Raw genomic sequence first — 22,656 nt, forward strand, 5'->3', positions numbered from 1 at the left:
CATGCCCGAGGTGCGGCGGCTGAATTCTGAGGGTCGAGAGCGGTTTCGCAATTGGTTGCAGAACGGCGCCCCATCGCCGTCTCCTGCGAGCTTGCTTACAGATCCAGGAGCTTCAGAGCAATTCGATCATTCTGTTTTTATTGAGCATCGAAGTTTTAGTTCCCGTCTGGAGCTGGGCGCGTATCTAGTGGCACTTCTCACCGAGCTTCCTGCCTCCATCCGGTTCGATGAGGGGCTTTGGGACTGGTTGTCACTGTTCTACATTGACGAATTACTTCCGCCTGACTCATCCGGAAAGAGGCAGGTGAAACAGGTGTTCCGCTATTCGTGCGAACTCAGGAATCGCCTCTGGAGCAGGCACATTGTGCGTATGAGCTGGATGGCGGTAAAAGACCATGGTCTCGCTGCGCGCGTCATGCTCGCCTTCCCGATTGACAAGCAACCTGAGACGCTGGAGCAGATTGGTGGCCAGCAGGAAGCATTTGGGGCGATCCCTGTCGTTGGTCTGGCAGACCGCCTTTATTGGGATAGCGAGCGTGGTGGGCTGAAGCGTGGTGCTCAAGGGAAAAAAGATGGAACACCACGGCGACTTGTGCGGTTCATACGGCAGCTGAGACGGACCTACGATCCTCCTGAAATGACAGTTGAAGAACTGTTTAATGCTCTGCCACGAGAATTCGATCGCTGGAGCTTGTCGTCTTCTAAGCGCGCACAGCGTTCCGACGATGTGCATGCTTCGGCGAACGCGATCACTTGAGGGATGGTGCTCCTCGACGATCAGAACTATAGACCTGCTTTGATGACGGTCAATTGCCGTCGTGCTTGAACCAATGCCGGCTCGGTATCTTAGGGTCGTTTTCGATCGACATTGCGCCTTTCGGTTGAACCGTAGTTGTCCTGCTTGTGAAGAACACGTCTTCGCTTGCTCGTCGCGACAGACTCACCTTACATCGGAGTCGTCCGAGGCGGAGAGATCGCGCGCTCGGCACCCCTTCAACTCACGAATCGACGTCGGCTCGCAATGCTCAAGTCTGCCCAAGAGAAGTCTGTTCACAACAAGCCTGCTCAAGACAAATCCGGCAAAGACCTTCCGCTGACCGGCTATGCCGTCGTGGTCGATGGTCAGATCAAGACCGAATTCAAGACCAAGGATGGCGCACACAACGGCGCGCATGACCTCAAGCGCCGGTTTCCGATGTTGCAGATCAGGGTGTACGACGCGGAGACGAAGCAGACCCACGACATCGAATTGACGCGGGCGTGAGACTGGCCCGCCGCGCGAGCCGTGGTGTTGTGAGGACGCAGGGCCGTTGCACCTTTTCGAGGTCGAAATCGCTGTCGATGTTTGAGCGTATGGAGAGCATGCTCCTGATGTAGCTGAGGGTGCGGTCTGGGTTGCCGCGCCGTCACCCTTGTGAGAGGCCGCTGTATCGCGCAGTGGCGTGCAGGCCTGGCTGCACGCAGGCCACTGTCGGCTTGCGCGCAAGAGACGCCGAGATGGGCTGTTGCGGTCGCTGCGTGATCTGAGCCAATCTGCCTCATCTCCGACCACGCGAGCAGCCATCATGACCGAAACCGCCTGGAATAGACTTTCCGCCGCAGCGCTTCGCGCGCTCGCGGCCCGTGACGCGCTCGTGCTGTTGCCGGTGGCCTCGACCGAGCAGCACGGCCCGCATCTGCCGACGGGAGTCGACGACTTCCTGTGCAGCGAGGTCTGCCGCCGCACCGCGCTGGAGCTGGCTCCAGACCATCCCATCGTGGTCGCGCCGACTGTCTGGTGCGGGCTCGCCGACCATCACGTTCCATTCGGCGGCACCTTTACCCTCAGTCTCTCCACCTACCACGCTGTGCTCAGGGACCTTTGCCGCTCGATCCTGAATGCCGGCTTCCGCCGCATCGTGATCGTCAACGGCCATGGCGGCAACATCCAGGCGCTGGCCGCCCTCATCGGCGAACTGACGCGCGAGTTCAATGCCCCGATCGCGACCACGACCTATTTCATGGAAGGGCGGGAGACGATGGCCGAGGTCCTCGAGGATCAGGACGGTGTGATGCACGCCTGCGAAGCCGAGACGTCGATGATGATGGCGGCTCATCCGAGCCTCGTCGATGCGGCGAGGCTCGACGCGGCCTTCGGGCCGAGCTTCGACATCATGGGCTCGATGGTGCCGTCGCTGAAAATGTTCAGATCGTTCGCCGACATCACCACCTCCGGCGTCGCAGGCGATGCGCGCAAGGCATCTGCTGCAAAGGGCGAGAAGCTGCTCGTCGGCTGCGCGGCGGCGCTGGCGGCGCGATTGCGGGCGGGCGAGCCATGGTCCACAATGTCTCCTGCAACCATTCCGCCGCCAGCCGCAAGATGACGGAGGCGCAGAGCATCATCGCGAGAAGCCCGCCGCAGGCAGGCATTTCGGATGATGGACCGCAAACGATACGTCCACGGGTCTATCGGACGCGTCGTGCCGATCGGCAATCAGCCGCGTTCCGCGGAAGCGGCGAGACTCGGAGCCGCCGCGTCGAGGCCATCCGCGAGACTGCGGCTCGCGTTTCGCACCTCGCTGCGAAACGTCTTCGCCAGGTTCGACAGCGGCCGCGCCTCCGACCACAACACATAGGCCGAGACTTTGGTGCTCGGCGTGAACGGCCGTACCACGAGATCATGCCCGCCCTGGCGCGACGAGAATGGATCGACCACGGCGACGCCGACGCCGGTCGAAGCCAGCACGCAGGCCGTGTTGCAGTAACGCACTTCGACCGTCGGCTGGAAGTCGGCGTCGGCTTGCCGGAAGCTCTCGCGCACGGCTTCGCCGAGGCGTGTGCCGCGTTCGAGGCCGATCAGCGGGAACCCGGCAAGGTCCCGCGCTGAAATCATGTCGCGTTCCGCAAGCGGATGCCGGGCCGGCATCACGCACACCATCTCGCCGGTGTGCACGACCTCGTGCGCGATACCGGGATGGTCAGACAGGCCGAGCGCGAAACCGAGCTCGGCGACGTTTCCGAGCACGCCCTCGATGATGCCCTCGTAGCGGCGCACGTCGAAGAACATCCGCGTCTGCGGCCGGCGCCGCAGGAAGCCTGACAAGGTCGGCGGGATGATGCTGTAGGCGAGCGGCGGCGTGGCGACGATCGACAGATGACCCGTCTTCTGCTCGCGCAGGTCACGCACGCGGCTTTCCAGCCGGGCATGCAAGGTGAAGATCGCCTCGCTCTCCTCATAGAGCGTCATCGCCTCGGGCGTCGGGAACAGCCGGTTGTTGACGCGCTCGAACAGCGTGAAGCCGGCCTGCGCCTCCATCGCCTTCAGCGCATTGCTGATCGCGGGCTGCGACAGCGCCAGCTCCTCGGCGGCGGCGACCGTGGTGTGGTGGCGGATGACCGCCCGCAGGATCTCCAGCTGGCGCAGGTTCATGTGAACGCCCTATAAGCCCCGGTTATGGTCTCGGCCAAAATATCATAGCGCGCGGCCGTGTGGGCAGATTGCAAATCCCGCGCCGCTTTCGCCAAATGATCCCTTCTTTCAGTGCGCGCATTCAGGCGGCGTTCCGCCTGATCGTTCGGCATGACGCACAGATTGGAGGCACTATTGAGCCGTATCTTCCGCGCCGCCGCGGCCCAGATGGGACCGACCCAGCGCGCCGACAGCCGGACGCACACGCTGTCCCGCATGATCGCGCTGCTGGATCAGGCCGCCAGCGAGGGCGCGAAGCTGGTGGTCTTCCCCGAACTCGCATTCACGACCTTCTTCCCGCGCTGGATCCTCGAAGGCGAGGCGCTCGACGGCCACTTCGAGCGCGCGATGCCGAATCCGTCCGTTGCCGCGCTGTTCGACCGGGCGCGGGCGCTTCGCGTCGGCTTCTATGTCGGCTATGCCGAGCTGACGCCGGACGGACGCCGCTTCAACAGCTCAATCCTGGTCGATCCCGACGGCGAGATCATCAGCAAATATCGCAAGGTGCATCTGCCCGGCTCCGTCGAGCCGCGCCTGAGCGCCAAGTATCAGCAGTTGGAGAAGCGCTATTTCAGCTATGGCGATCTCGGCTTTCCGGCCGTGCGCGCCGGCCGCGAGTGGGGCGGCGCCATCATGGGCATGATGATCTGCAACGACCGGCGCTGGCCGGAATCGTGGCGCGTGCTCGGGCTGCAGGGCGTCGAGCTGGTCTGCGTCGGCTACAATTCCGCGGCCTATGATCCGAATGGCGGCAACACCGAGGATGCGTCGCTGCGCACCTTCCATTCGACCCTGGTGGCGCAGGCCAACGCCTACATGAATGCCACGTGGGCGATCGCGGTCGCAAAGGCGGGCGATGAGGACGGCAGCGGGCTGATCGGCGGCTCCTGTATCGTCGATCCCAATGGCTGCATCGTGGCGCGGGCGAAGACGCTCGCTGACGAGGTCGTCGTCGCCGACATCGACCTCGATCTGTGCCGCCAGGGCAAGGACAAGATGTTCAACTTCGCGGCGCATCGCCGGCCGGATCAGTACAGGCTCATAACCGAGCGCGCCGGCGCCGTCGAGCCGGTCGTGGTCGATTAGCCGTTCACGTGGGGGAGTTGCAGGATGCGCCGTTCGCTGTTCGCAGGTTTCGTCATCATCGCCTCGCTTGCTCCGGCGGGGGCCGCGGAGCTGCCCGCTGAGATCAAGCAGGCCGGCGTGCTCAAGCTCACGGTCAACTCGACCTACGCGCCGATGGAATATCACGACCCCGCCACCAACGAGCTGAAGGGGCTCGACATCGATCTCGCCAACGAACTGGCGAAGCGGCTCGGCGTCAAGATCGTGTGGAGCGAGACGCCGTTCGCCGAACTCATTCCCTCGCTGCAGACCCGGCGCGCCGACTTCATCATCTCGGGCATCTCCGACCGTGCCTCGCGGCGCGAGACCGCCGACTTCGTCGACTATCTCGTCACCGGCCCGCAGTTCTTCGTGCTGGCGGAGAGCGATGCCAGGGTCGCGGCCGATCTGTGCGGCCGGAAGATCGGCACCACGCGCTCGACGAGTTTCCCGCAGGAGATCGAGAAATGGAGCAAGGCCAATTGCGAGGCCGCAGGCAAGCCTGCCGCGCAATATGTGCCGGGGGAGAACTCGATCGATGTCCGCAATCAGCTCAAGCAGAGCCGCATCGATGCCGCCGTGCAGGGCAGCGAGACCTTGCCCTATGCGCAGTCGCAGGAGGCCGGCAAGTATCGCATCGTCGGTGAGCCCATCGCCTTCGGCTACCAGGGCATCATGCTCCGCAAGGACGATGCCGCGCTGCGTGAAGTGGTGACCGAGCAGCTCAAGGCGATGATCGCCGACGGCAGCTACAAGGCCATCCTGGACACATGGGGGCTCGGGGCCAATGCGGTCCGCGAGCCCATGCTCAACGCGGCGCCGCAATGAGCCGCAGCGAGGCCCTGGCCGACGGCTTCCCGGATCTGTCCGGACACGGGATTGCGCGGCAGGCGCATTGGGGCCGCTGGCTCGCGGCCGCGGTCATCGTCGTCGTCCTCGTCGCGATCGGGCGGGCCTTCGCCAAGGGGCAGATCGAGTGGGTGTTCGTCGAACGCTTCCTGACGGCGCCGGTGATCCTGCGCGGCATCGTCAACACGATGGTCATGGCGGTCCTGGCGATGATGCTCGGAATCGCGCTCGGCGTCGTCGTTGCGATCATGCGGCTGTCGCCCAATCCGGTGCTGCGGTCGGTCGCCGCCGGCTACACCTGGCTGTTCCGCGGCACGCCGCTGATCCTCCAGTTGTTGTTGTGGTTCAATCTGGCGCTGGTGTTTCCGACCATCGGCATTCCCGGCCTGTGGAGCGCGCGCGCGGTCGATGTGATGACGCCGTTCCTGGCCGCGCTGCTCGGGCTCGGCATCAACCAGGGCGCCTACACGTCCGAGGTGATGCGCGCGGGCCTGCTGTCGGTCGATATCGGGCAATACGAGGCGGCGCAGGCGATCGGCATGGGACGATTGCAGGCGCTGCGCCGGATCATTCTGCCGCAGGCGATGCGCGTGGTGATCCCGCCGCTCGGCAACGAGTTCATCGGCCTGGTCAAGGCGACCTCGCTCGCCAGCGTGATCCAGTATCCGGAGGTGCTGCACTCGGCCGAGAACATCTACTACGCCAATTCGCGCGTCATCGAGCTCCTGATCGTCGCCGGCCTGTGGTATCTGCTCGTGGTCTCGATCCTCACGCCGCTGCAGATGCTGCTCGAACGCCGCTTTGCCCGCGGCATCGCGCGAGGCGGCCGCTGATGAGGCCGCTGGTCGCCATCCGCCAACTGAGCAAGCGCTTCGGTGAATTTCAGGCGCTGAAGCAGGTCTCGCTCGACGTCTTCGAGGGCGAGGTGGTTTGCCTGATCGGGCAATCCGGTTCCGGCAAGACCACCTTGCTCCGCTGCGTCAACCAGTTGACCACGGCCGACAGCGGCGGCATCTGGCTCGACGGCGCGCTGCTCGGCTTCCGCGAGCAGGACGGCCGGCTGCACCGGCTGTCGGAGCGCGAGATCGCGCGGCAGCGGCTCGCCTGCGGCATGGTGTTCCAGCGCTTCAACCTGTTTCCGCACCTGACGGCGCTGGAGAACGTGATCGAGGGGCCGGTGCAGGTGCAGAGGCGCAGGCCGGCCGAGGCGAAGGACGAGGCGATGGCGCTGCTGCGCCGGGTCGGCCTCGCCGACAAGGCGGGCTCCTATCCGTCACAATTGTCGGGCGGCCAGCAGCAGCGCGTCGCGATTGCGCGGGCGCTTGCGATGAAGCCGCGGCTGGTGCTGTTCGACGAGCCGACCTCGGCGCTCGATCCGGAGCTGGTCGGCGAGGTGCTTGCCGTGATGAAGGAGCTCGCGACATCCGGCATGACCATGCTGGTGGTGACGCATGAGCTCGGCTTTGCGCGCGAGGTCGCCGACCGGGTGGTCTACATGGACCAGGGCGTGATCGTGGAGAGCGGCCCGGCCCGCGAGGTGCTGCGCGCGCCGCGCGAGGCGAGAACAAGAGCGTTTCTGGCAGCGGAAGTGGGGTGAGGTGATGGATTTGAAGTGGATCGTGTTGGCTGGACTCATGAGCGCCGCCGTGGCGGGCACGGCTCTCGCCGCCGAACTGCCGGCCGAGATCAATCAGAACGGCCTGCGCATCGCGGTGGTGCCGAACTATCCGCCGATGGAGTTCAAGGATCCGGCCACATCGACCCTGACCGGCTTCGATGTCGAGCTCGGCGAGGCGCTGGCCAAGAAGCTCGGCGTCAAGGCTGTCTGGCAGGAGACGAGCTTCGACCAGTTGATGCCGGGCCTCGCCACGCAGCGTTTCGACATCATCCTGACCGGCATGACCGACTACAAGAGCCGGCAGGACACCGCGACCTTCATCGATTATCTGCGCAGCGGCCCGCGCTTCTTCGTGCAGGCGTCGCGCGCGGCCGAGCTCAAGGAGCCGACCGCGCTGTGCGGCAGGAAGGTCGGCGCCTCCAGGCGCACCAAGTTTCCGGACCAGATCGCGGCCTGGAGCGAGAAGAACTGCGGATCAAGCCCGATCCAGTTCGTCGGCACTGAAGGCTCGGCCGACGCGCGGACGCAATTGAAGCAGGGCCGCATCGATGCCGCCGTGCAGGGCAACGAGACCTTGCCCTACATCATGGACCTCGAGCCGAACGCCTACGCGCCGGTCGGCGAGATGATCGCGCTGCAATATACCGGACTCGCGACGCCGGTGAAGGCGGACGAGCTCCGTGGCGCGCTGCACGCTGCGCTGGAGGGCCTGATCGCCGACGGCAGCTACAAGGCGCTTCTGGCGAAGTGGAAGCTCAGCGACAACGGAATCGAGAAGGTGCTGATCAATGCTGGACAGTAAGGCGCTCGCGGGGATCCCGGTCGTTCCCGCCAACACTGCGCCGCCGGCGCCGGACTATCCATGGCCTGCGCCGTACAGAGCGGCGATGTTCCTGTCGTTCGACATCGACGCCGAGAGCGCCTGGACGTCGAAGGATCCGGCGCACGCCGCGCGCCTGGTCACGATGAGCTTCGGCGGATACGAGGCGCGTGTCGGCACGCCGAAGCTGCTCGAGCTGCTCGCCGAGCTCGATCTCAAGGCGACGTTCTTCATCACGGGATGGGCGGTCGATGCGCATCCGGCGATGGCGGAGGCCGTGCTGAAGGCGGGCCACGAGATCGGCCATCACGGCTATCACCATCTGCTGCCCGATCCGGGCGATCCCTTCATCGTCGAGGAGATCGAGCGCGGCTTCGAGGCGATCCAGCGCCGGCTCGGCATCCGCCCGATCGGCTACCGCGCGCCGTTCGGCGAGTTCTGCGAGGAGCTGCGGATAGCGCTGGTGCGCCAGGGAATCGTCTACACGTCGTCGTTCCGCGACGACGTCAGGCCCTATCGCCATTGCCTCGCCGACGGCAGGCCGGGCACGATCGAGATCCCGGTGACCGCGAGCTATGACGATTGGATGCACGGCCTGTCGGCGCGGTTCTCGCCGCGCTCGATCTTTCCGAAGGAGCATGTGCTGTCGATGTGGAAGGATGAGCTGGACGAAGTCCGCGATTGGGGCGCGATGGTGACGACCGTGCTGCATCCGCAGGTCTCGGGCCGGCCGATGCGCTTCCGCCTGCTGCGCGAGTTCCTGACCTACGCCAAATCGTGCCAGGACGTCTGGATCACGACCGGCGCCGAGATCGCCGCGAACTACCAGCGTCACGAGGCGGCGGAAGCGAAGAGCGCATGAGCACGACCGCGATCTTCGGCAGCTATGTGCTGACGCGCAGGGACGGCGCGCAGGACGTGCTGCGCGATCACTGGGTGCTGGTCGAGGGCAGGCGCATCGCGGCCGTGACGCGCGACAGGCCGGCGGCGGACGAGGTGTTCGATCGTCCGGGCCGATTCGTGCTGCCGGGGCTGTTGAACCTGCACAACCACATCTTCAGCGAGGCGATCGCGCGGACGCTGACCGAGGACGGCAACGGCCGCCGCAACAACAAGAGCATCGTCTATACGGTGCTGCTGCCGCTGTCCAAGCGCGGCGCGGAGATCCTCACCGCGGAGGAGCGCTTGGCGATCGGCCGCATGGGCGTGCTGCAGCTCCTGAAGGGCGGCGCGACCACGGTGATGGAGCCGTTCCGCAACGCCATCCCGGAGCTGTTCGATGCGGCATTCGAGATGGGCCTGCGCTTCTACGGCGCGCCCTATCTGTTCTCGACCTCGGACGCCAAGGCGGATGCCTCGGGCACCGTGCACTATGCCGGTGACGACGGCGAAGCCGACATGGCGACCTGGAACGCGCTGCATCAGCGCTGGCACGGCCAGGGCGACGGCCGCATCCGGCTCGCGATGAGTCCGCACGCGACGGATACCTGCGGGCCGGATCTCTTGCGCGCGGCCGCGAGCCGGGCGCGCGAGCTCGACGTTCCCATCACGACGCACATGGCGCAGAGCCCAGGCGAAGTCGCGACGATTGCGCAGCGCCATGGCGGCCGCACGCCGGCCGAATATCTCGACTGGCTCGGCCTGCTCGGTCCCGATCTGCTGGCCGCGCACTGCCATGCCTCGACCGATGCCGACCTCGCGCTGATGGCGGCGCGCGGCGCCGGCGTGCTGAACTGCCCGCGCGTGTTCGCGCGCGCCGGAGTCACCGCCGCCTTCGGCCGCTTCGCCGCGCACGGCATACGCACCGCGGTCGGCACCGACGGCTACAACATGGATCTGCTCGGCGAGCTCAACGCGGCGTCGATGATCTCGAAGATCGCGCTGGGAAGCGCCGAGACGGCGAGCGCGCCGGAATTGATCGACGCCGTCACCACGACGGCCGCCGCCATGATCAAGCGCGACGATCTCGGCGTCATCGCGGCGGGGGCGACCGCCGACCTCACCGTCGTCGACATGACGCATCCACATCTTCGGCCGCTACACGACCCGCGCCGCGGCCTGATCGCGCTCGCCAACCGCGCCAACATCGACCAGGTGATGATCGACGGCCGGCTGCTGATCCACGACGGCCGCTATCTCCACGGTGACGAGGCCGCGATCACCAAGGCAGGCGCGGCCGCGATCGAGAAGATCTGGGCGCTGCCGGAGGCGCAGGCCGCCTTCGCCGGCTGATGTCTCGTCTCATTGAACTCTGTCAAACAGCAGGGCAGGCTGCATCGCTACCGCGGCGCTGATAGCGCCCGGGTGATGCCGCAGTCGGTGCCCTCTGCAAGTGATGAGGGCGCAGGGAAGGCCGGGTGCCGGTCGCACCCATGGTCCGCGTGCAGAAAAAAGCACGCGGCAGAACCACAGGTACGGACCGGAGCATCCGGCCTTCCCTGCGCGATGGTTTACGGCTTATACGCGATCTCCCCGGTGCCCGGCTTGTTGGCCACCGTCATCGTCCGATGCGTCACATCGGCCGGCTTGATACCAGCTTCGGGGTATCAGGACCACGCGACTTCGCCGTCCGTGCAGCACCGCTCGTCCGCGCAAGCGCTTTTCGATGCTCTCACGTCCACCGCATTGCCGATCCAACGTTTCGTGACGACGCGTACGCCCCTCATCCGGACCGGAACGCCCAGAGGATAGGACAGGTATTCTGATTTACGGAAGCGGTTTATTTTCGTGGAGGCTCTTGAAGTCGCGCTGTTCATTGATCTTGCTGACGAAGATCGTGGTTTCGCGCACGTGACAATCTGCGGCGAAGCGAGGAATTTTGCACCATGGAGCGGCAGATCCATGCCCGTCGGCCAAATCACTGTCTTTGTTGCAGCGCTCGATTCGATCTTGGTGCTCGGTGCTTTTCCGAACCGCTTCATCCCCTCATCCTCTGAGGAGCCCGCCCGTTTTGGCGGGCGTCTCGAAGGGCGAGGCCCGGACGTTGGCCTCATGGTTCCCCCGGCGATGCGTAGCATCGTCCGGAGATGCGTTGCCATACTGGCTGTTGGCGATGGCTCGATTGGGCTCGGGGCGCCCCGCACCATGAGGAGTGACAGTCGTGCTCAGGACAAATCCTGGAGATCTTCCGGTCGTCATTATCGAACCCGGATCTCTCCGCGTCGTCATGCCCGGGCTTGTCCCGGGCATCCACGTCGATCCGAGGACGCTGAACGACGTGGATGGCCGGGACAAGCCCGGCCATGACGGAGGGAGAGGGTGTGGCGTAAAACTCAGGTCGCGCGATTCGACCTTGGATGGGTGTCTACCAACCAATGCCCCTACCGCGTCCCGTAGGCGCGGTCGCCGGCGTCGCCGAGGCCGGGGACGATGAAGGCGTCGTCGTCGAGGCCTTCGTCGATCGCTGCGGTCCAGAGCGCGACGTCGGGATGCAGGCCGCGGACGCGCTCGACGCCTTCGGGGGCGGCGATCATGCACACCATGCGGATGTCCTTGGCGCCGCGCTCCTTGAGCCGGTCGACCGCGGCGACCGCGCTGTTGCCGGTTGCCAGCACCGGGGTCACCACGACCGCGAGGCGCTCCTGCAGGTCGGACGGCGCCTTGAAGAAGTACTCGACGGCGGTGAAGGTCTGCGGCTCGCGGTAGAGGCCGATATGGGCGACGCGTGCGGTCGGCACCAGATCGAGCATGCCGTCGACGAAGGTGACGCCGGCGCGCAGCACGGGCACGAACACCAGCTTCTTGCCGGCGATCTTGGCCGACTGCATCCGCGCCAGCGGCGTCTCGACCTCGACCTCGGTCAACGGCAGGTCGCGCGTGACCTCGTAGCAGAGGAGCATGCCGATCTCCTTCAAGAGCTCGCGGAACGACTTGGTCGAGATCGACTTGTCGCGGATCAGGGTCAGCTTGTGCTGCACCAGCGGATGATCGACGACCGTGACGCCTTCCATGGCTTTCATCTCCGAAGCGGTGGGGGGCAAAGGCGCGACGCGCCGTGCCCACCGCGATCTTAGCTCAGCTTGGAATGGTGGGCACGCTGCGCTTTGCCCACCGTACGCGCAACTGATCAGTTTCGTCATGGCGAGGAACGAAGCGACGAAGCAATCCAGACGTCCTTCCCGCTTTGCTCGCAATGACGGAACCGCGAGGTCGGCGACCTCAGGCCCAAACCCCTTAAAACACCGTGCCGTCGGTGAGGATGGTCAGCGGCGGCGAACCGTCCGGGCGGCGGGCGAAGGCGAGCTTGCGGCCCGCGGCCCAGCTGCCGCCTTCGAGGATGCGCGCCAGCGGTAGCTGCTCCGCGGTCTGGCCGGTGCGCCGGCGGATCAGTTCGGCCAGCCGGTCGAGCAGGGCGACGGTCAACGCGCGCCATTCCACCACCAGCGGAGAATCGACCTCATGCACGCGCGCGGCATCGGCGGGATCGCGCAAGCTCAGCACGCCGCCGTCGACGAACAGGCCGCCGTTGCGGTATTCGGCGAGGCCGGTGAGGCCGTCGATGTTGTCCACCACGAGGCCGGCGCGCTGCAGCGGTTCGATCAGCGAATAGCTCAGCCATTGCGACAACTTGTGCAGCGGGACGAGACCGGTGGTCGCGTCATCGGTGATCAATGATGGATGCCGCCAGCAATCGCCGAGCGCCGTGCCGTGCAGCGTCAGGCGTGACGGCCAGATCGGGCCGAGCTGACGCAGCACCTGCTGCAAAATCGAAGGGGCCTCGATGCGGCCGCCAGCAGCCAACCGATCGAACAGGCCACCCGGCCGCGGACCGTCCTTCGCACCGAAGACCTCGGGACTTGCCGCCACGACGGCGCCTAGCCGCCGCAGCAACTCCACGCGCCCCTCGAGCCCGACCAGCGGATTGTCGGCACCGACCTGAAAACCGCGTTCGAGATCCGCGACCGTGAGCTGCCTGAGCCTCGCCGCATCGGCCCGCAGCGGATCGCTCGCATTGGACGAGAACGCGCCGCTTGCGAACATCTCGAGGCTGGCCAGCGCCAGCCCCTCGGAGCGGCCGACGCTGAAGCCGCTGGCTTCGTCATGATAGCGCCACGCCGCGCCGGCGCCGGCGTCGAGCAGCACGCTCGCGATGGCGAGATCGAACTCGGCGCGCGCCCGCGACGCCGCATTCGGCCAATTCACTTTGTCGGCGATCGCGGCCCAGCGATCGACACCACCGACCACGAAATGCCGCCAGCGCGAGTGGAACGGCACCTCGCCGTCGGGATAGGCCTTGCGGGTCACATCAAGCACGACTTCGGCGATCGCGTCGAGCCGGGCGATGTCGATGCGGAAATGCGGCAGCTTGTCGGCGAGACCGAGCGCAAGCAGCTGATGCGACCGCTCGCGCACGGCGCGGGCCGACAGGAGATATGAGACGTCGTCCATGATCTGCTGCTGCGCTCAGTACTTCTCGAGCGGGCGGCCGACGGTGTCGCCGAGCGCCTCGGGTTTCTGCGGCTCCAGCGAGAAATAGCCGGCCGCCTTCTTGGCCGCGATCTCGACATGGGCGTCGGCGGGAATCAGCTCGTCCGGGATCGGCACGCGCTCGACGATGTCGACGCCTTGGCCCACCAGCGCGTCGTGCTTCATGTCGCTCATCGAGATGAAGCGGTCGATGCGTTTGATGCCGAGCCAGTGGATGACGTCGGGCATCAACTGCTGGAACCGGGCGTCCTGCACGCCGGCGACGCATTCGGTGCGCTCGAAATAGGCCGCTGCGGCGTCGCCGTCCTCCTGGCGCTTGCGCGCATTGTAGACCAGGAATTTCGTCACCTCGCCGAGCGCGCGGCCTTCCTTGCGGTTGTAGACGATGATGCCGAGCCCGCCGTTCTGCCCGGCCGCAACGCATTCCTCGATACCGTGGATCAGATAGGGGCGGCAGGTGCAGATGTCGGAGCCGAACACGTCGGAGCCGTTGCACTCGTCGTGTACGCGGCACGTGATCTTCGTTCGGCCGTCGTTCAGCTTGGTGACGTCGCCGAACAGATAGACCGTGGTGCCGCCGATCGGCGGCAGGAACACCTGCAGATCGGGCCGGGTCACCAGCTCCGGATACATGCCGCCGGTCTGCTCGAACAGGCCGCGGCGCAGACTGGTCTCGCTGGTGCCGAAGCGCGCGGCGACGCCGGGCAGGTACCACACCGGGTCGATCGCGACCTTCACCACCGAGACGCTGCCATTGGCATGCACGACGTCGCCGTCATGGACGAGGCGCTTGGCCGCGAGCGCTGCATGCAGCTCAGGGAGCTCGATCCGCGCCTTGGTCACGGCGATGGTCGGTCGGATATCGATTCCTTCCGCGATCTCGCCGCCGAAATTCTCGGCCACCAGATGGCCCCAGGGATCGAGCGCGACGATCTTCGCCGGATCGCGCCACTGCGCGAACGGGCCGATCGTGGCGGCGGGATGGGTGTTGGTGAGATCGGGGCGGCGGATCGGATCGAGCGCACCGGATGATACCGCGAGCGCGCGGTAGACCGTGTAGGAGCCACCATGGCTGCCGATCACGTTGCGGTCCTGCGGCCGCGACACGGTGCCGATGATCGGCCCGCGCTCGCGCGCGGTCTCGGCGCCCCAGTGGAGCGGGAAATTATGCTTGGCGCCTGGCACCGGGTGCGAGGTCAGGCGGATATGATCCGTGCGGTTGGAGCGAGTCATCGGACAGCCACCCCCAAAACGGCAACGGCCCGCCTTGACGACGGGCCTGAGCAGAACGCGTTCACGTTTTCCATGCATCAATATAGCAGTTTTTCTGCAGCAAACAAGGGTATCCCGGGCGGCATCTATTTGTAAACGAATGGTGACGACGGCCGGCTTGCAATGCAGCGCGGCCTCGCCCGCTGGCATGGCGCTTGCCTTTTGGACGCGACGCCGCCAGCTTGGCGCGCGTAGGGAGTCTTCGGCGGCAAAGGCGGCATGGACCTGATCATTCGCAACGCGGTGCTGGCGCAGCAGGGCGAGCTGCGCCGCGCCGATATCGGAATTTCCAAAGGCCGCATCGCCGCCATCGAGTCCGCGCTGCCGGCCGAGGTGGAGGAGCGCGACGCCGAACATTGTCTCGTCGTGCCCGGCTTCATCGAGACCCATATCCACCTCGACAAGACCTGCATCCTCGACCGCTGCAGCATCCGGGAGGGGACAGTCGCCGAGGCGGTGCGGGAGACCGCGGCGGCCAAGCGCAACTTCACGCCGGAGGATGTCTATGCCAGGTCGAAGCAGACCGTTGAGCGCTGCGTCAGCCATGGCACGATGCGGATGCGCACCCATGTCGAGCTCGATCCCGGCATCGGCTTCATCGCGTTCGAAGCCATCCAACAGCTCGCGCGCGACTACGCCTGGGCGCTCGATCTCGAGATCTGCGTGTTCCCGCAGGAAGGCCTGACGAACTATCCGGGCACCGAGGAGCTGCTGATCGAAGGACTGCGTCGTGGCGCGCGCACCATCGGCGCCGCCCCGTATTTCGACACCAACCCGCCGGCGCAGATCGACCGCATCTTCGCGATCGCGCGCGAACACGACGTCGACATCGACATGCATCTCGATCTCGCCGAGACGCTCGACCACATGCAGATCGAATATGTCTGCCGCAAGACCGAGGAGTACAAGTGGGGCGGGCGCGTCGCTGTCGGCCATGTCACGCAGCTGTCGCTGCTGCCGCCGGAACGCTTCAACGCGATCGCCGCGCAGCTCGCCAATGCCGGTGTCGCCGTGACCGTGCTGCCCTCGACCGACCTGCATCTGATGGGACGGCGGCAGGATCATGCGATCCCGCGCGGCGTGGTCCCGCTGGAGCCGTTGCGCGAGAGGGGCGTGACCTGCTCGCTCTCGACCAACAACGTGCTCAACCCGTTCACGCCCTATGGCGACGGCTCGCTGATCCGGATGGCCAACCTCTACGCCAATGTCTGCCACGTCTCGCGCCCTGACCATCTCGCCGGCTGCCTCGACATGGTGACCCATGATGCGGCGAAGCTGATGCGGCTCGGCAACTACGGCATCACCGTCGGCGCGCCGGCCGATCTCGTCTGCATCGATGCCGCCGATCCGACCGAGGCGGTCGTAACGCTGGCGCAACCGCTGTGGGGCCTGAAGCGGGGGCGGCCGTCGTTCTCGCGCACGCGCCCGGTGCTGCATCGGCCGGGATGATGGCGGCACCAGGTACTTTCGGCATAGTGGCACACGCCGCTCTCTCGATATCGGTTCGGTGCCGCCGGTCATCTCAGCGCTGTCCGATGCAGCGCCCTCTCCCCTTGTGGGAGAGGGCATGTACGGCCATCCGCGTACGCGGTCGGGTGAGGGGTCTCGTTCGACGAGTGCCGCTCGTGGAGACAGACCCCTCACCCAACCGAGCTTGCCGAGACGTCATACATGCCCTCTCCCACAAGGGGAGAGGGCGCATATACGAACTGATTGTGGAGTTCCATCATGCGCATCATCAACGTTGCCGCGGCCCAGATGGGGCCGATCCAGCGCGCTGACAGCCGCGAGGCCGTCGTCACGCGCATGATCGCGCTGCTGGACGAGGCCAAGCGCAGGGGCGCTGATCTCATCGTCTATCCGGAGCTGGCGCTCACCACGTTCTTTCCGCGCTGGTACATGGAGGATCAGGCCGATGTCGATGCCTGGTTCGAGCGCGAGATGCCCAACGCCGCGGTGCAGCCGCTGTTCGACCGCGCAGCGCAGCACGGCATCGCGATGTATCTCGGCTATGCCGAGCTGACGCCGGATGGGCATCACTACAACACGGCAGTTCTCACCGACCGCGCCGGCAACATCGTCGGCAAGTATCGCAAGGTACATCTGCCCGGCCACGAGGAGTTTGAACCGGAGCGCAGCCACCAGCATCTGGAGAAGCGCTATTTCGAGCCGGGCGATCTCGGCTTTCCCGTCTGGCGCAATCTCGGCGGCATCATCGGTATGGCGATCTGCAACGACCGCCGCTGGCCGGAGACTTATCGGGTCATGGGCCTGCAGGACGTCGAACTGGTGCTGATCGGCTACAACACGCCGTCGGTGAATTCGCTGAAGTCAGCGGAGGGACTGCAGCAGCGCCTGTTCCACAACCGGCTGTCCGCGCAGGCCGGCGCCTATCAGAACTCGTGCTGGGTCGTGGCGGTCGCGAAGGCTGGCGTCGAGGACGGTCATCACCTGATCGGCGGCAGCCTGATCGTCAATCCCGACGGCGAGATCGTCGCGGAAGCGCTGACGGAGGGCGACGAGGTGCTGGTCGTACCTTGCGATCTCGATGCGACACGGTTCGGCAAGGAGACGATCTTCGACTTCGGGCGGCATCGCCGGGTCGAGCATTACGGGCTCATCACCAGCCGCACCGGCGCAGTGCCGCCGGAGTGACCCAATGTTGTAGTTTGTAGGCGAAATCCTCGCGCGGATCTCGGTGCGCTCCCTCTCCCCGTTCTTACGGGGAGAGGGTTGGGGTGAGGGGCAGCCACGCGCACCGACCGTGCGGAGAGTCCCCCTCACCCGGATTGCATCTGACGATGCAATCCGACCTCTCCCCGCAAGCGGGGCGAGGTGCACCGAGGTCGCCGCGCGAGTGTTGCCACCAAACAATGCGCTCAGCTGGCAAACGCCACCGCGCCCAGAGCCATGGTCACCGCAGCCTGGGTCGGATCGATCACCGGGATGCCCAGCGCGTCCTCCAGGTTCTTGCGATGCCGCGCCATGCCGGCGCAACCCATCACGATGGCGCCGGCGCCGTCCTCCTCCTTCAGCGCGCGGCCGACCGCGATCATCTTCGCCAAGGTGCCTTCACCAGATGCCGTCTCGGCCACCGTCATGTCGAGCGGACGCTCGGCGGCGAGGCGGTCCATCAGCCCCATCTGGCGGAGATAGCGGATGTGGCGGCGGATCGAGCGCTGCGCGATGGCGAGCACGCCGAACGTATCGGCGCGGGTCAGCGCGGTGAGCACGCCGCATTCGGCGATGCCGAGCACCGGCCGTGCCGTGGCCTCGCGGCAGACATGCAGCCCAGGGTCGCTGTAGCAGGCGATCACGAAGGCGCTGGAGGCGTTGTCGCCCTCGACGAAGCGTCGCAGCGGCAGAGTGACGCTGTCCGCGTCCTTCTGGCTCTCGATGCCGTAGGGGCCTTCCTTCAGTGTCTCGCAGACGATCTCGGGCCCCTCCGCGAACATCAGCGGCTTGAGCGCCGCCGCGAGACCGTCGGTGACCACCTGGTTGGAGTTCGGGTTGATCACGGTGATGCGCGGGCGGGACATGGGAGCTACCTGCTTCTTCAGTGTTGACGGCGCGTGACAGGCAATCACTATGCCACGGCTGACGCAATGGGGCCGATGCGGCCATCTCGCGTCGACGGCGTTCCATTTGACAGAACTAGGAGATCGCGATGACCGAGCCGGCCTACGACCTGATCATCCGAGGCGGGCGCGTCGCCACCACCACCGATACGTTCGAGGCCGACGTCGCTATTTCAGGCGAGACCATCGCGGCGATCGGCCGCGCGCTCGGGCCCGCCAGGCGCGAGATCGACGCGCGCGGCAAATACGTTCTTCCCGGCGGCGTCGATAGCCATTGCCACATCGAGCAGCTCTCGGCTGCCGGCATCGTCAATGCCGACACGTTCGAGAGCGCGACGACCTCCGCCGCGTTCGGCGGCACCACCAGCGTGATCTCGTTCGCCGCGCAGCATGTCGGTATGCAGCTGCCGCAGGTGCTCGAGGACTACCACGCGCTGGCGCGCAAGGGTGCGGTGATCGACTACGCGTTCCACATGATCATTGCCGATCCGACCAAGGAGACCTTGGAGCGCGACCTGCCGGCGCTGATCCGGCAGGGGCACGGTTCGATCAAGATCTTCATGACCTATGACCGGCTCAAGATCGACGACGAGCCGCTGCTCGACATTCTCGTCGCCGCGCGCGAGGGCGGCGCGATGCTGTGCGCGCACGCCGAGAATCACGGCATCATTTCGTGGATGGTGAAGCGGCTGCTGGCACGCGGCTACACCGCGCCGAAATATCACGCCATCAGCCATGCGCGCTTTTCCGAGGCCGAGGCGTTCAACCGCCTGATCGGCATGGCGGCGCTGGTCGATCAGCCGATCATGATCTTCCACGTCTCGACCGCGGAAGGCGCCAAGGTGATCCGCGACGCGCGCGGGCAGGGGCTGAAGGTGTTCGCGGAAACCTGCCCGCAATATCTGTTCATGACGGCTGATGATCTCGACAAGCCCGGCATCGAGGGCGCGAAGTGGATGTGCAGTCCGCCGCCGCGCCGCGCGCCCGACCAGGAGGCGCTGTGGCAGGCGCTGTCGCTCGGCGACCTGCAGACGATCTCCTCGGACCACGCGCCGTATCGCTTCGACGAGACCGGCAAGCTGCGCGCCGGTCCGAACCCGAACTTCAAGCAGATCGCCAACGGCCTGCCGGGCCTGGAGCTGCGGCTGCCGCTGCTGTTCGACGCGATGGTGTCGAAGGGCCGGCTCGGCCTCAACAAGTTCGTCGAGCTGACGGCGACGGCGCCGGCGAAGATCTACAATCTGCATCCGCGCAAGGGCGCGATCGCGATCGGCGCCGATGCCGACATCGCGCTGTGGGATCCCGACAAGCGCGTGACGATCACCGATGCCGCGATGCACGACCTTGCCGGCTACACGCCGTTCGCCGGCCGCAGCGTGCAGGGCTGGCCGGTGACCGTGCTGTCGCGCGGCCGCGTCATCGTCGATGACGGCAAGCTGTCGGTGCAGCCCGGCTCGGGCCAGTTCCTCGCCCGCAGCGGCGGCGAGGCGGCGAAGCCGACGGGGCGGCTAGTAGCGGACATGGACCCCGAGCAGAATTTCGGGGCGACGCTGTTGTGAGGGCGCGAGCACACGTCGGCCGGTGGCCTCGTGCTTCGAGACGGGCGCTACGCGCCCTCCTCAGCATGAGGAGCGAGGGCGAGGTTCGCGGCGCGCGAGCCGTGTCCCCTCATGGTGAGGAGGCTGCGTCAGCAGCCGTCTCGAACCATGAGGCCCTCGGGGAGGCGTGTTTCGCATGCATGTCCTGATCTTCGGCGGGGCCGGCTTCGTCGGCCTCAACATCGCGCAAGGCCTGCTGGAGCGCGGCCATGCCGTGACGATCTTCGACGCAACAGGTCTGCCCGCGGCGGCGCAGCGTGCGTTTGAACCCTATCGCGAGCGTCTGCACCAGGTGCAGGGCGACGTCACCGATGCGAGCGCTGTGGCGGCCGCGATCGGCAAAGGCTGCGATGCCGTCGTGATGGGCGCTGCGATCACCGCCGGAGTCGAGCGCGATGCCGCCGACCCCGAGCGCATCCTCGCGGTCAATCTGCTGGCGCAGGTGCCGATCCTGCGGGCGGCGCGCGGCAGCGGCATCCGCCGGGTCATCAACCTGTCCTCGGCGGCGTCCTATGGCGCGAGCGGTCAGCGCTTTGCCGTGCTGGAGGAGACCACGCCGTGCGAGCCGGTGTCGCTCTATGCGATCAGCAAGTTCGCCTCCGAGCGCGTCGCCGCGCGGCTGAGCGATCTGTGGAAGACGGATGTCATCAGCGTGCGCCTGTCCGCCGTGTTCGGCCCGTACGAGCGCGGCGGCGGCGTGCGCGACACGCCCTCGCCGCAGGCGCTCATCGCCGCCTGCTGCGCGCGCAACGAGCCTGCGCTGCTGAGCGAGCCGGGCGACAAGGACTGGGTTTACGCGGTCGACGTCGCGGATGCTGTCTGTCTGCTGTTGGAGGCTGAGAAGCCGCAGCACGCGCTCTACAACATCTCCAACGCGGCGACGTTCACAGCCGAAACCTGGGGCCGCGCCTTCGCGACCGGTCGAGCTGGATTCACCTGCCGGCTCAAGGAGCAGGGGGAAACGCCGACGGTGCCGGTGTTCGCGCCCAATCGCGGCCGGCTGTCGACGACGCGGCTGGCCGAGGAGTTCGGCTGGCGCGCGCGCTTCGACTGCGCGGCTTCCGCCGAGCATTTCGGCCGCTGGTTCGATCAGTACGGGAGAGACTGAGATGAGGCTCAAAGCCAAGGTCGCCGTCATCACCGGCGGCGGCTCCGGCATCGGCCGCGCCAGTGCTGTGATGTTCGCGCGCGAAGGTGCGTTCCTCGCGTTGGTCGATCGCGATGCTGCAGGCGCCAAGGAGACACTGGCGCTGGTGTGCAACGCGGGCGGCGACGGCAGCGTCCATGTCGGCGATGTCGGCGACGCCGACTTTGCCAAGGCAACCATCGAGAGCGTGGCCGCCGCGCGCCGCCGGCTGGACGTGCTGATGACCGCGGCCGGTTTCTCCTGTGGCGGCACCGTCGTCACGACCGATCCGGCGGATTGGGATGCGGTGTTCCGCGCCAATGTCGGCGGCACCTGGCTGTGGGCGAAAGTCGCCGTGCCGATCATGCAGAAGCAGAAGGCCGGCTCGATCATCACCGTCGCGTCGCAGCTTGCGGTCGCCGGCGGCAAGGGCAACAGCGCCTATATCGCCGCCAAGGGCGCGATCATCAGCCTGACCCGCACCATGGCGGTGGACTTCGCCACCGATGGCATCCGCGTCAACGCACTGGCCCCCGGCGCGATCGACACGCCGCTGTTGCGTCGGAGCTTCGCGCGCCACGCCGATCCCGAGCCGGTGCGCGAGGCCTCGCGCCAGCGCCACGCCATGAAACGTTTTGGCGAGGCCGACGAGGTCGCGGCGGCCGCGCTGTTCCTGGCCAGCGACGAGGCGTCGTTCACCACAGGCATCGTGCTGCCGGTGGATGGCGGCTGGCTCGCGGCGTAACTCAACGCTTCGTAGCCACAGGCTTGCGATCCCGCCCTCGCAAAATATCCGCGAGTGCGGCTGCGTTGCGCGACAGCGGCTCGAACCGAGGCGTCAGCAGATATGCCCGCATCGGCGTCTTCGGCGCGAGCGGGCGCGCGGCGAGGTCGGTCCAGGCGCGGCCGCGCAGCACGAATTCGTCGACCACCGCAAGGCCCGCGCCGGCCCGCACCATGGCGCAGGCGTCGGGCGTGTAGCGCACGATCGTCGTTGGCTCCGGGCCGCCGGCCAGCGCGGAACTCACAATGTGACCATAAGGCGTCTGCGGGCCGAAGCCGACCAGCGGATAGGGCAGCATGTCCTTCGGCCTGATGCTGCGCAGCCTCGTCAGGGCATGGTCGGCCGGCATGATCACGTGTAGCGCGCCCTCCGCGATCGTCTCTACCGCGACTGTCGGCTCGTCGACCGGCAGCACAGTGATGCCGAGATCGGCGCGGGCTGTGCCGACGCGGCCGACGATCTCCAGCAGGGTCAACGATTCGAACTCGACGCGCAGATCTGGAAAGCGGCCGCGCAGCCGCGACAGTGCCTCCGGCACCATGCCGTGGCCCGCGCTCGGGCTCGCCACCACGCGGATGGTGCCGGTGCCGCCGGCGCGCAGTTCGTCGGCGAGGTCGTTGATGCGCGCGACGCCGCGATGGACGTGCTCGACCTCGGCGAACAACCGCTTGGCCTCCGGCGTCGGCTGCACCCGGCCGCTGATGCGCTCGAACAGCTTGAGCTTGAGGCCATCCTCGGTATAGGCCAGCAGCCGGCTGATCGCGGGCTGCGATACCGAGAGCAGGCGCGCAGCGCCGCTGATCGAGCCTGTCATCATGATCGCGCGGAACACCTCGATCTGGCGCAGATTGAGCGGCATGCGACCTCTTGTCTCGCTGTGGATGGCTGTCGACTCTAGCCGCGGCTGCCGCCCCATAACAAGCTGTTATGGGCGGCGGACAAATCGGTATGGTCGGTCCCAGACCTGCTTTGCTAAGCTTCGCGTGCCGGGTGACATGACTGATGGAGAGAGCGTGAGCGACAGCGAGCGTT

General features: G+C 66.4%; 21 protein-coding genes. 15 read left to right on the forward strand and 6 right to left on the reverse strand.

Features of this window, described 5'->3' with window-relative positions:
* The first annotated feature begins 1 nt into the window (after position 1).
* The 3 genes from ACQR1X_RS00675 to ACQR1X_RS00685 all read left to right on the forward strand — a co-directional run bounded on the left by ACQR1X_RS00675 (position 2) and on the right by ACQR1X_RS00685 (position 2,363).
* The gene (locus ACQR1X_RS00675; protein ID WP_434898144.1) at positions 2–757 is read left to right on the forward strand and encodes a hypothetical protein; all 756 of its coding nucleotides are present in this window, start codon (positions 2–4) and stop codon (positions 755–757) included.
* 165 nt (positions 758–922) lie between these two features.
* Complete coding sequence (locus tag ACQR1X_RS00680; RefSeq protein ID WP_410051440.1) at positions 923–1,264, forward strand: hypothetical protein; 342 nt, start codon at positions 923–925, stop codon at positions 1,262–1,264.
* Positions 1,265–1,565: 301 nt separating this feature from the next.
* Entirely contained in the window at positions 1,566–2,363 is a 798-nt protein-coding gene (locus tag ACQR1X_RS00685; protein ID WP_434898145.1) for a creatininase family protein, read from the forward strand.
* Positions 2,364–2,473: 110 nt separating this feature from the next.
* On the opposite strand, the gene ACQR1X_RS00690 is transcribed toward ACQR1X_RS00685, so the two are convergent.
* Positions 2,474–3,409: a LysR family transcriptional regulator gene (locus ACQR1X_RS00690; protein WP_434898146.1), complete on the reverse strand. Its 936-nt coding sequence runs from the start codon at positions 3,407–3,409 to the stop codon at positions 2,474–2,476.
* 150 nt (positions 3,410–3,559) lie between these two features.
* Between ACQR1X_RS00690 and ACQR1X_RS00695 the strand changes: the two genes are divergently transcribed.
* The 7 genes from ACQR1X_RS00695 to ACQR1X_RS00725 are packed head-to-tail and all read left to right on the forward strand — an operon-like array spanning position 3,560 to position 10,071.
* A complete protein-coding gene (locus ACQR1X_RS00695) occupies positions 3,560–4,534 on the forward strand; it encodes an N-carbamoyl-D-amino-acid hydrolase (protein WP_434898147.1) in 975 nt (324 codons plus the stop codon).
* Between the two features lie 24 nt (positions 4,535–4,558).
* The gene (locus tag ACQR1X_RS00700; RefSeq protein WP_434898148.1) at positions 4,559–5,380 is read left to right on the forward strand and encodes an ABC transporter substrate-binding protein; all 822 of its coding nucleotides are present in this window, start codon (positions 4,559–4,561) and stop codon (positions 5,378–5,380) included.
* Positions 5,377–6,234, forward strand: a complete 858-nt coding sequence (locus ACQR1X_RS00705) for an amino acid ABC transporter permease (protein WP_315804438.1) — start codon at positions 5,377–5,379, stop codon at positions 6,232–6,234. Before ACQR1X_RS00700 ends, ACQR1X_RS00705 begins: the two co-directional genes overlap by 4 nt.
* Positions 6,231–6,998, forward strand: coding sequence for an amino acid ABC transporter ATP-binding protein (locus ACQR1X_RS00710; protein WP_316217686.1), 768 nt, complete (start codon positions 6,231–6,233; stop codon positions 6,996–6,998). Before ACQR1X_RS00705 ends, ACQR1X_RS00710 begins: the two co-directional genes overlap by 4 nt.
* 4 nt (positions 6,999–7,002) lie before the next feature.
* Complete coding sequence (locus tag ACQR1X_RS00715; protein WP_315804439.1) at positions 7,003–7,821, forward strand: ABC transporter substrate-binding protein; 819 nt, start codon at positions 7,003–7,005, stop codon at positions 7,819–7,821.
* Positions 7,808–8,701 (forward strand): polysaccharide deacetylase family protein, encoded by an 894-nt coding sequence (locus tag ACQR1X_RS00720; RefSeq protein WP_434839161.1) that lies wholly within the window; start codon positions 7,808–7,810, stop codon positions 8,699–8,701. Before ACQR1X_RS00715 ends, ACQR1X_RS00720 begins: the two co-directional genes overlap by 14 nt.
* Entirely contained in the window at positions 8,698–10,071 is a 1,374-nt protein-coding gene (locus ACQR1X_RS00725) for an amidohydrolase family protein (protein WP_434898149.1), read from the forward strand. Before ACQR1X_RS00720 ends, ACQR1X_RS00725 begins: the two co-directional genes overlap by 4 nt.
* Before the next feature lie 1,088 nt (positions 10,072–11,159).
* On the opposite strand, the gene upp is transcribed toward ACQR1X_RS00725, so the two are convergent.
* The 3 genes from upp to ACQR1X_RS00740 form a co-directional block, all read right to left on the reverse strand.
* Positions 11,160–11,789: a uracil phosphoribosyltransferase gene (gene upp, locus ACQR1X_RS00730; RefSeq protein ID WP_316238412.1), complete on the reverse strand. Its 630-nt coding sequence runs from the start codon at positions 11,787–11,789 to the stop codon at positions 11,160–11,162.
* Between the two features lie 223 nt (positions 11,790–12,012).
* Positions 12,013–13,227, reverse strand: coding sequence for a URC4/urg3 family protein (locus tag ACQR1X_RS00735; protein WP_434898150.1), 1,215 nt, complete (start codon positions 13,225–13,227; stop codon positions 12,013–12,015).
* A 15-nt stretch (positions 13,228–13,242) separates the two neighbouring features.
* Complete coding sequence (locus ACQR1X_RS00740; protein ID WP_315804443.1) at positions 13,243–14,499, reverse strand: GTP cyclohydrolase II; 1,257 nt, start codon at positions 14,497–14,499, stop codon at positions 13,243–13,245.
* A gap of 258 nt (positions 14,500–14,757) precedes the next feature.
* On the opposite strand from ACQR1X_RS00740, the gene ACQR1X_RS00745 reads away from it, so the two are divergent.
* A complete protein-coding gene (locus tag ACQR1X_RS00745) occupies positions 14,758–15,987 on the forward strand; it encodes an amidohydrolase family protein (RefSeq protein ID WP_434898151.1) in 1,230 nt (409 codons plus the stop codon).
* 279 nt (positions 15,988–16,266) lie between these two features.
* The gene (locus tag ACQR1X_RS00750; RefSeq protein ID WP_315804445.1) at positions 16,267–17,193 is read left to right on the forward strand and encodes an N-carbamoyl-D-amino-acid hydrolase; all 927 of its coding nucleotides are present in this window, start codon (positions 16,267–16,269) and stop codon (positions 17,191–17,193) included.
* Positions 17,194–17,417: 224 nt separating this feature from the next.
* On the opposite strand, the gene ACQR1X_RS00755 is transcribed toward ACQR1X_RS00750, so the two are convergent.
* Complete coding sequence (locus ACQR1X_RS00755) at positions 17,418–18,077, reverse strand: aspartate/glutamate racemase family protein (protein WP_315804446.1); 660 nt, start codon at positions 18,075–18,077, stop codon at positions 17,418–17,420.
* 128 nt (positions 18,078–18,205) lie between these two features.
* On the opposite strand from ACQR1X_RS00755, the gene hydA reads away from it, so the two are divergent.
* The 3 genes from hydA (at position 18,206) to ACQR1X_RS00770 (ending at position 21,585) form a co-directional block, all read left to right on the forward strand.
* A complete protein-coding gene (hydA, locus tag ACQR1X_RS00760) occupies positions 18,206–19,675 on the forward strand; it encodes a dihydropyrimidinase (protein ID WP_434898152.1) in 1,470 nt (489 codons plus the stop codon).
* A gap of 175 nt (positions 19,676–19,850) precedes the next feature.
* Positions 19,851–20,822, forward strand: coding sequence for an NAD-dependent epimerase/dehydratase family protein (locus ACQR1X_RS00765; RefSeq protein ID WP_434892938.1), 972 nt, complete (start codon positions 19,851–19,853; stop codon positions 20,820–20,822).
* A 1-nt stretch (position 20,823) separates the two neighbouring features.
* Positions 20,824–21,585, forward strand: coding sequence for an SDR family oxidoreductase (locus tag ACQR1X_RS00770; RefSeq protein WP_434892939.1), 762 nt, complete (start codon positions 20,824–20,826; stop codon positions 21,583–21,585).
* Position 21,586: 1 nt separating this feature from the next.
* Here the strand turns inward: ACQR1X_RS00770 and ACQR1X_RS00775 are convergent, their stop codons facing one another.
* Positions 21,587–22,483, reverse strand: coding sequence for a LysR family transcriptional regulator (locus ACQR1X_RS00775; RefSeq protein WP_434892940.1), 897 nt, complete (start codon positions 22,481–22,483; stop codon positions 21,587–21,589).
* Positions 22,484–22,656: the final 173 nt, after the last annotated feature.

The sequence above is a fragment of the Bradyrhizobium sp. HKCCYLRH3073 genome (genome assembly GCF_051167995.1).
In the GTDB taxonomy this organism is placed as follows: domain Bacteria; phylum Pseudomonadota; class Alphaproteobacteria; order Rhizobiales; family Xanthobacteraceae; genus Bradyrhizobium.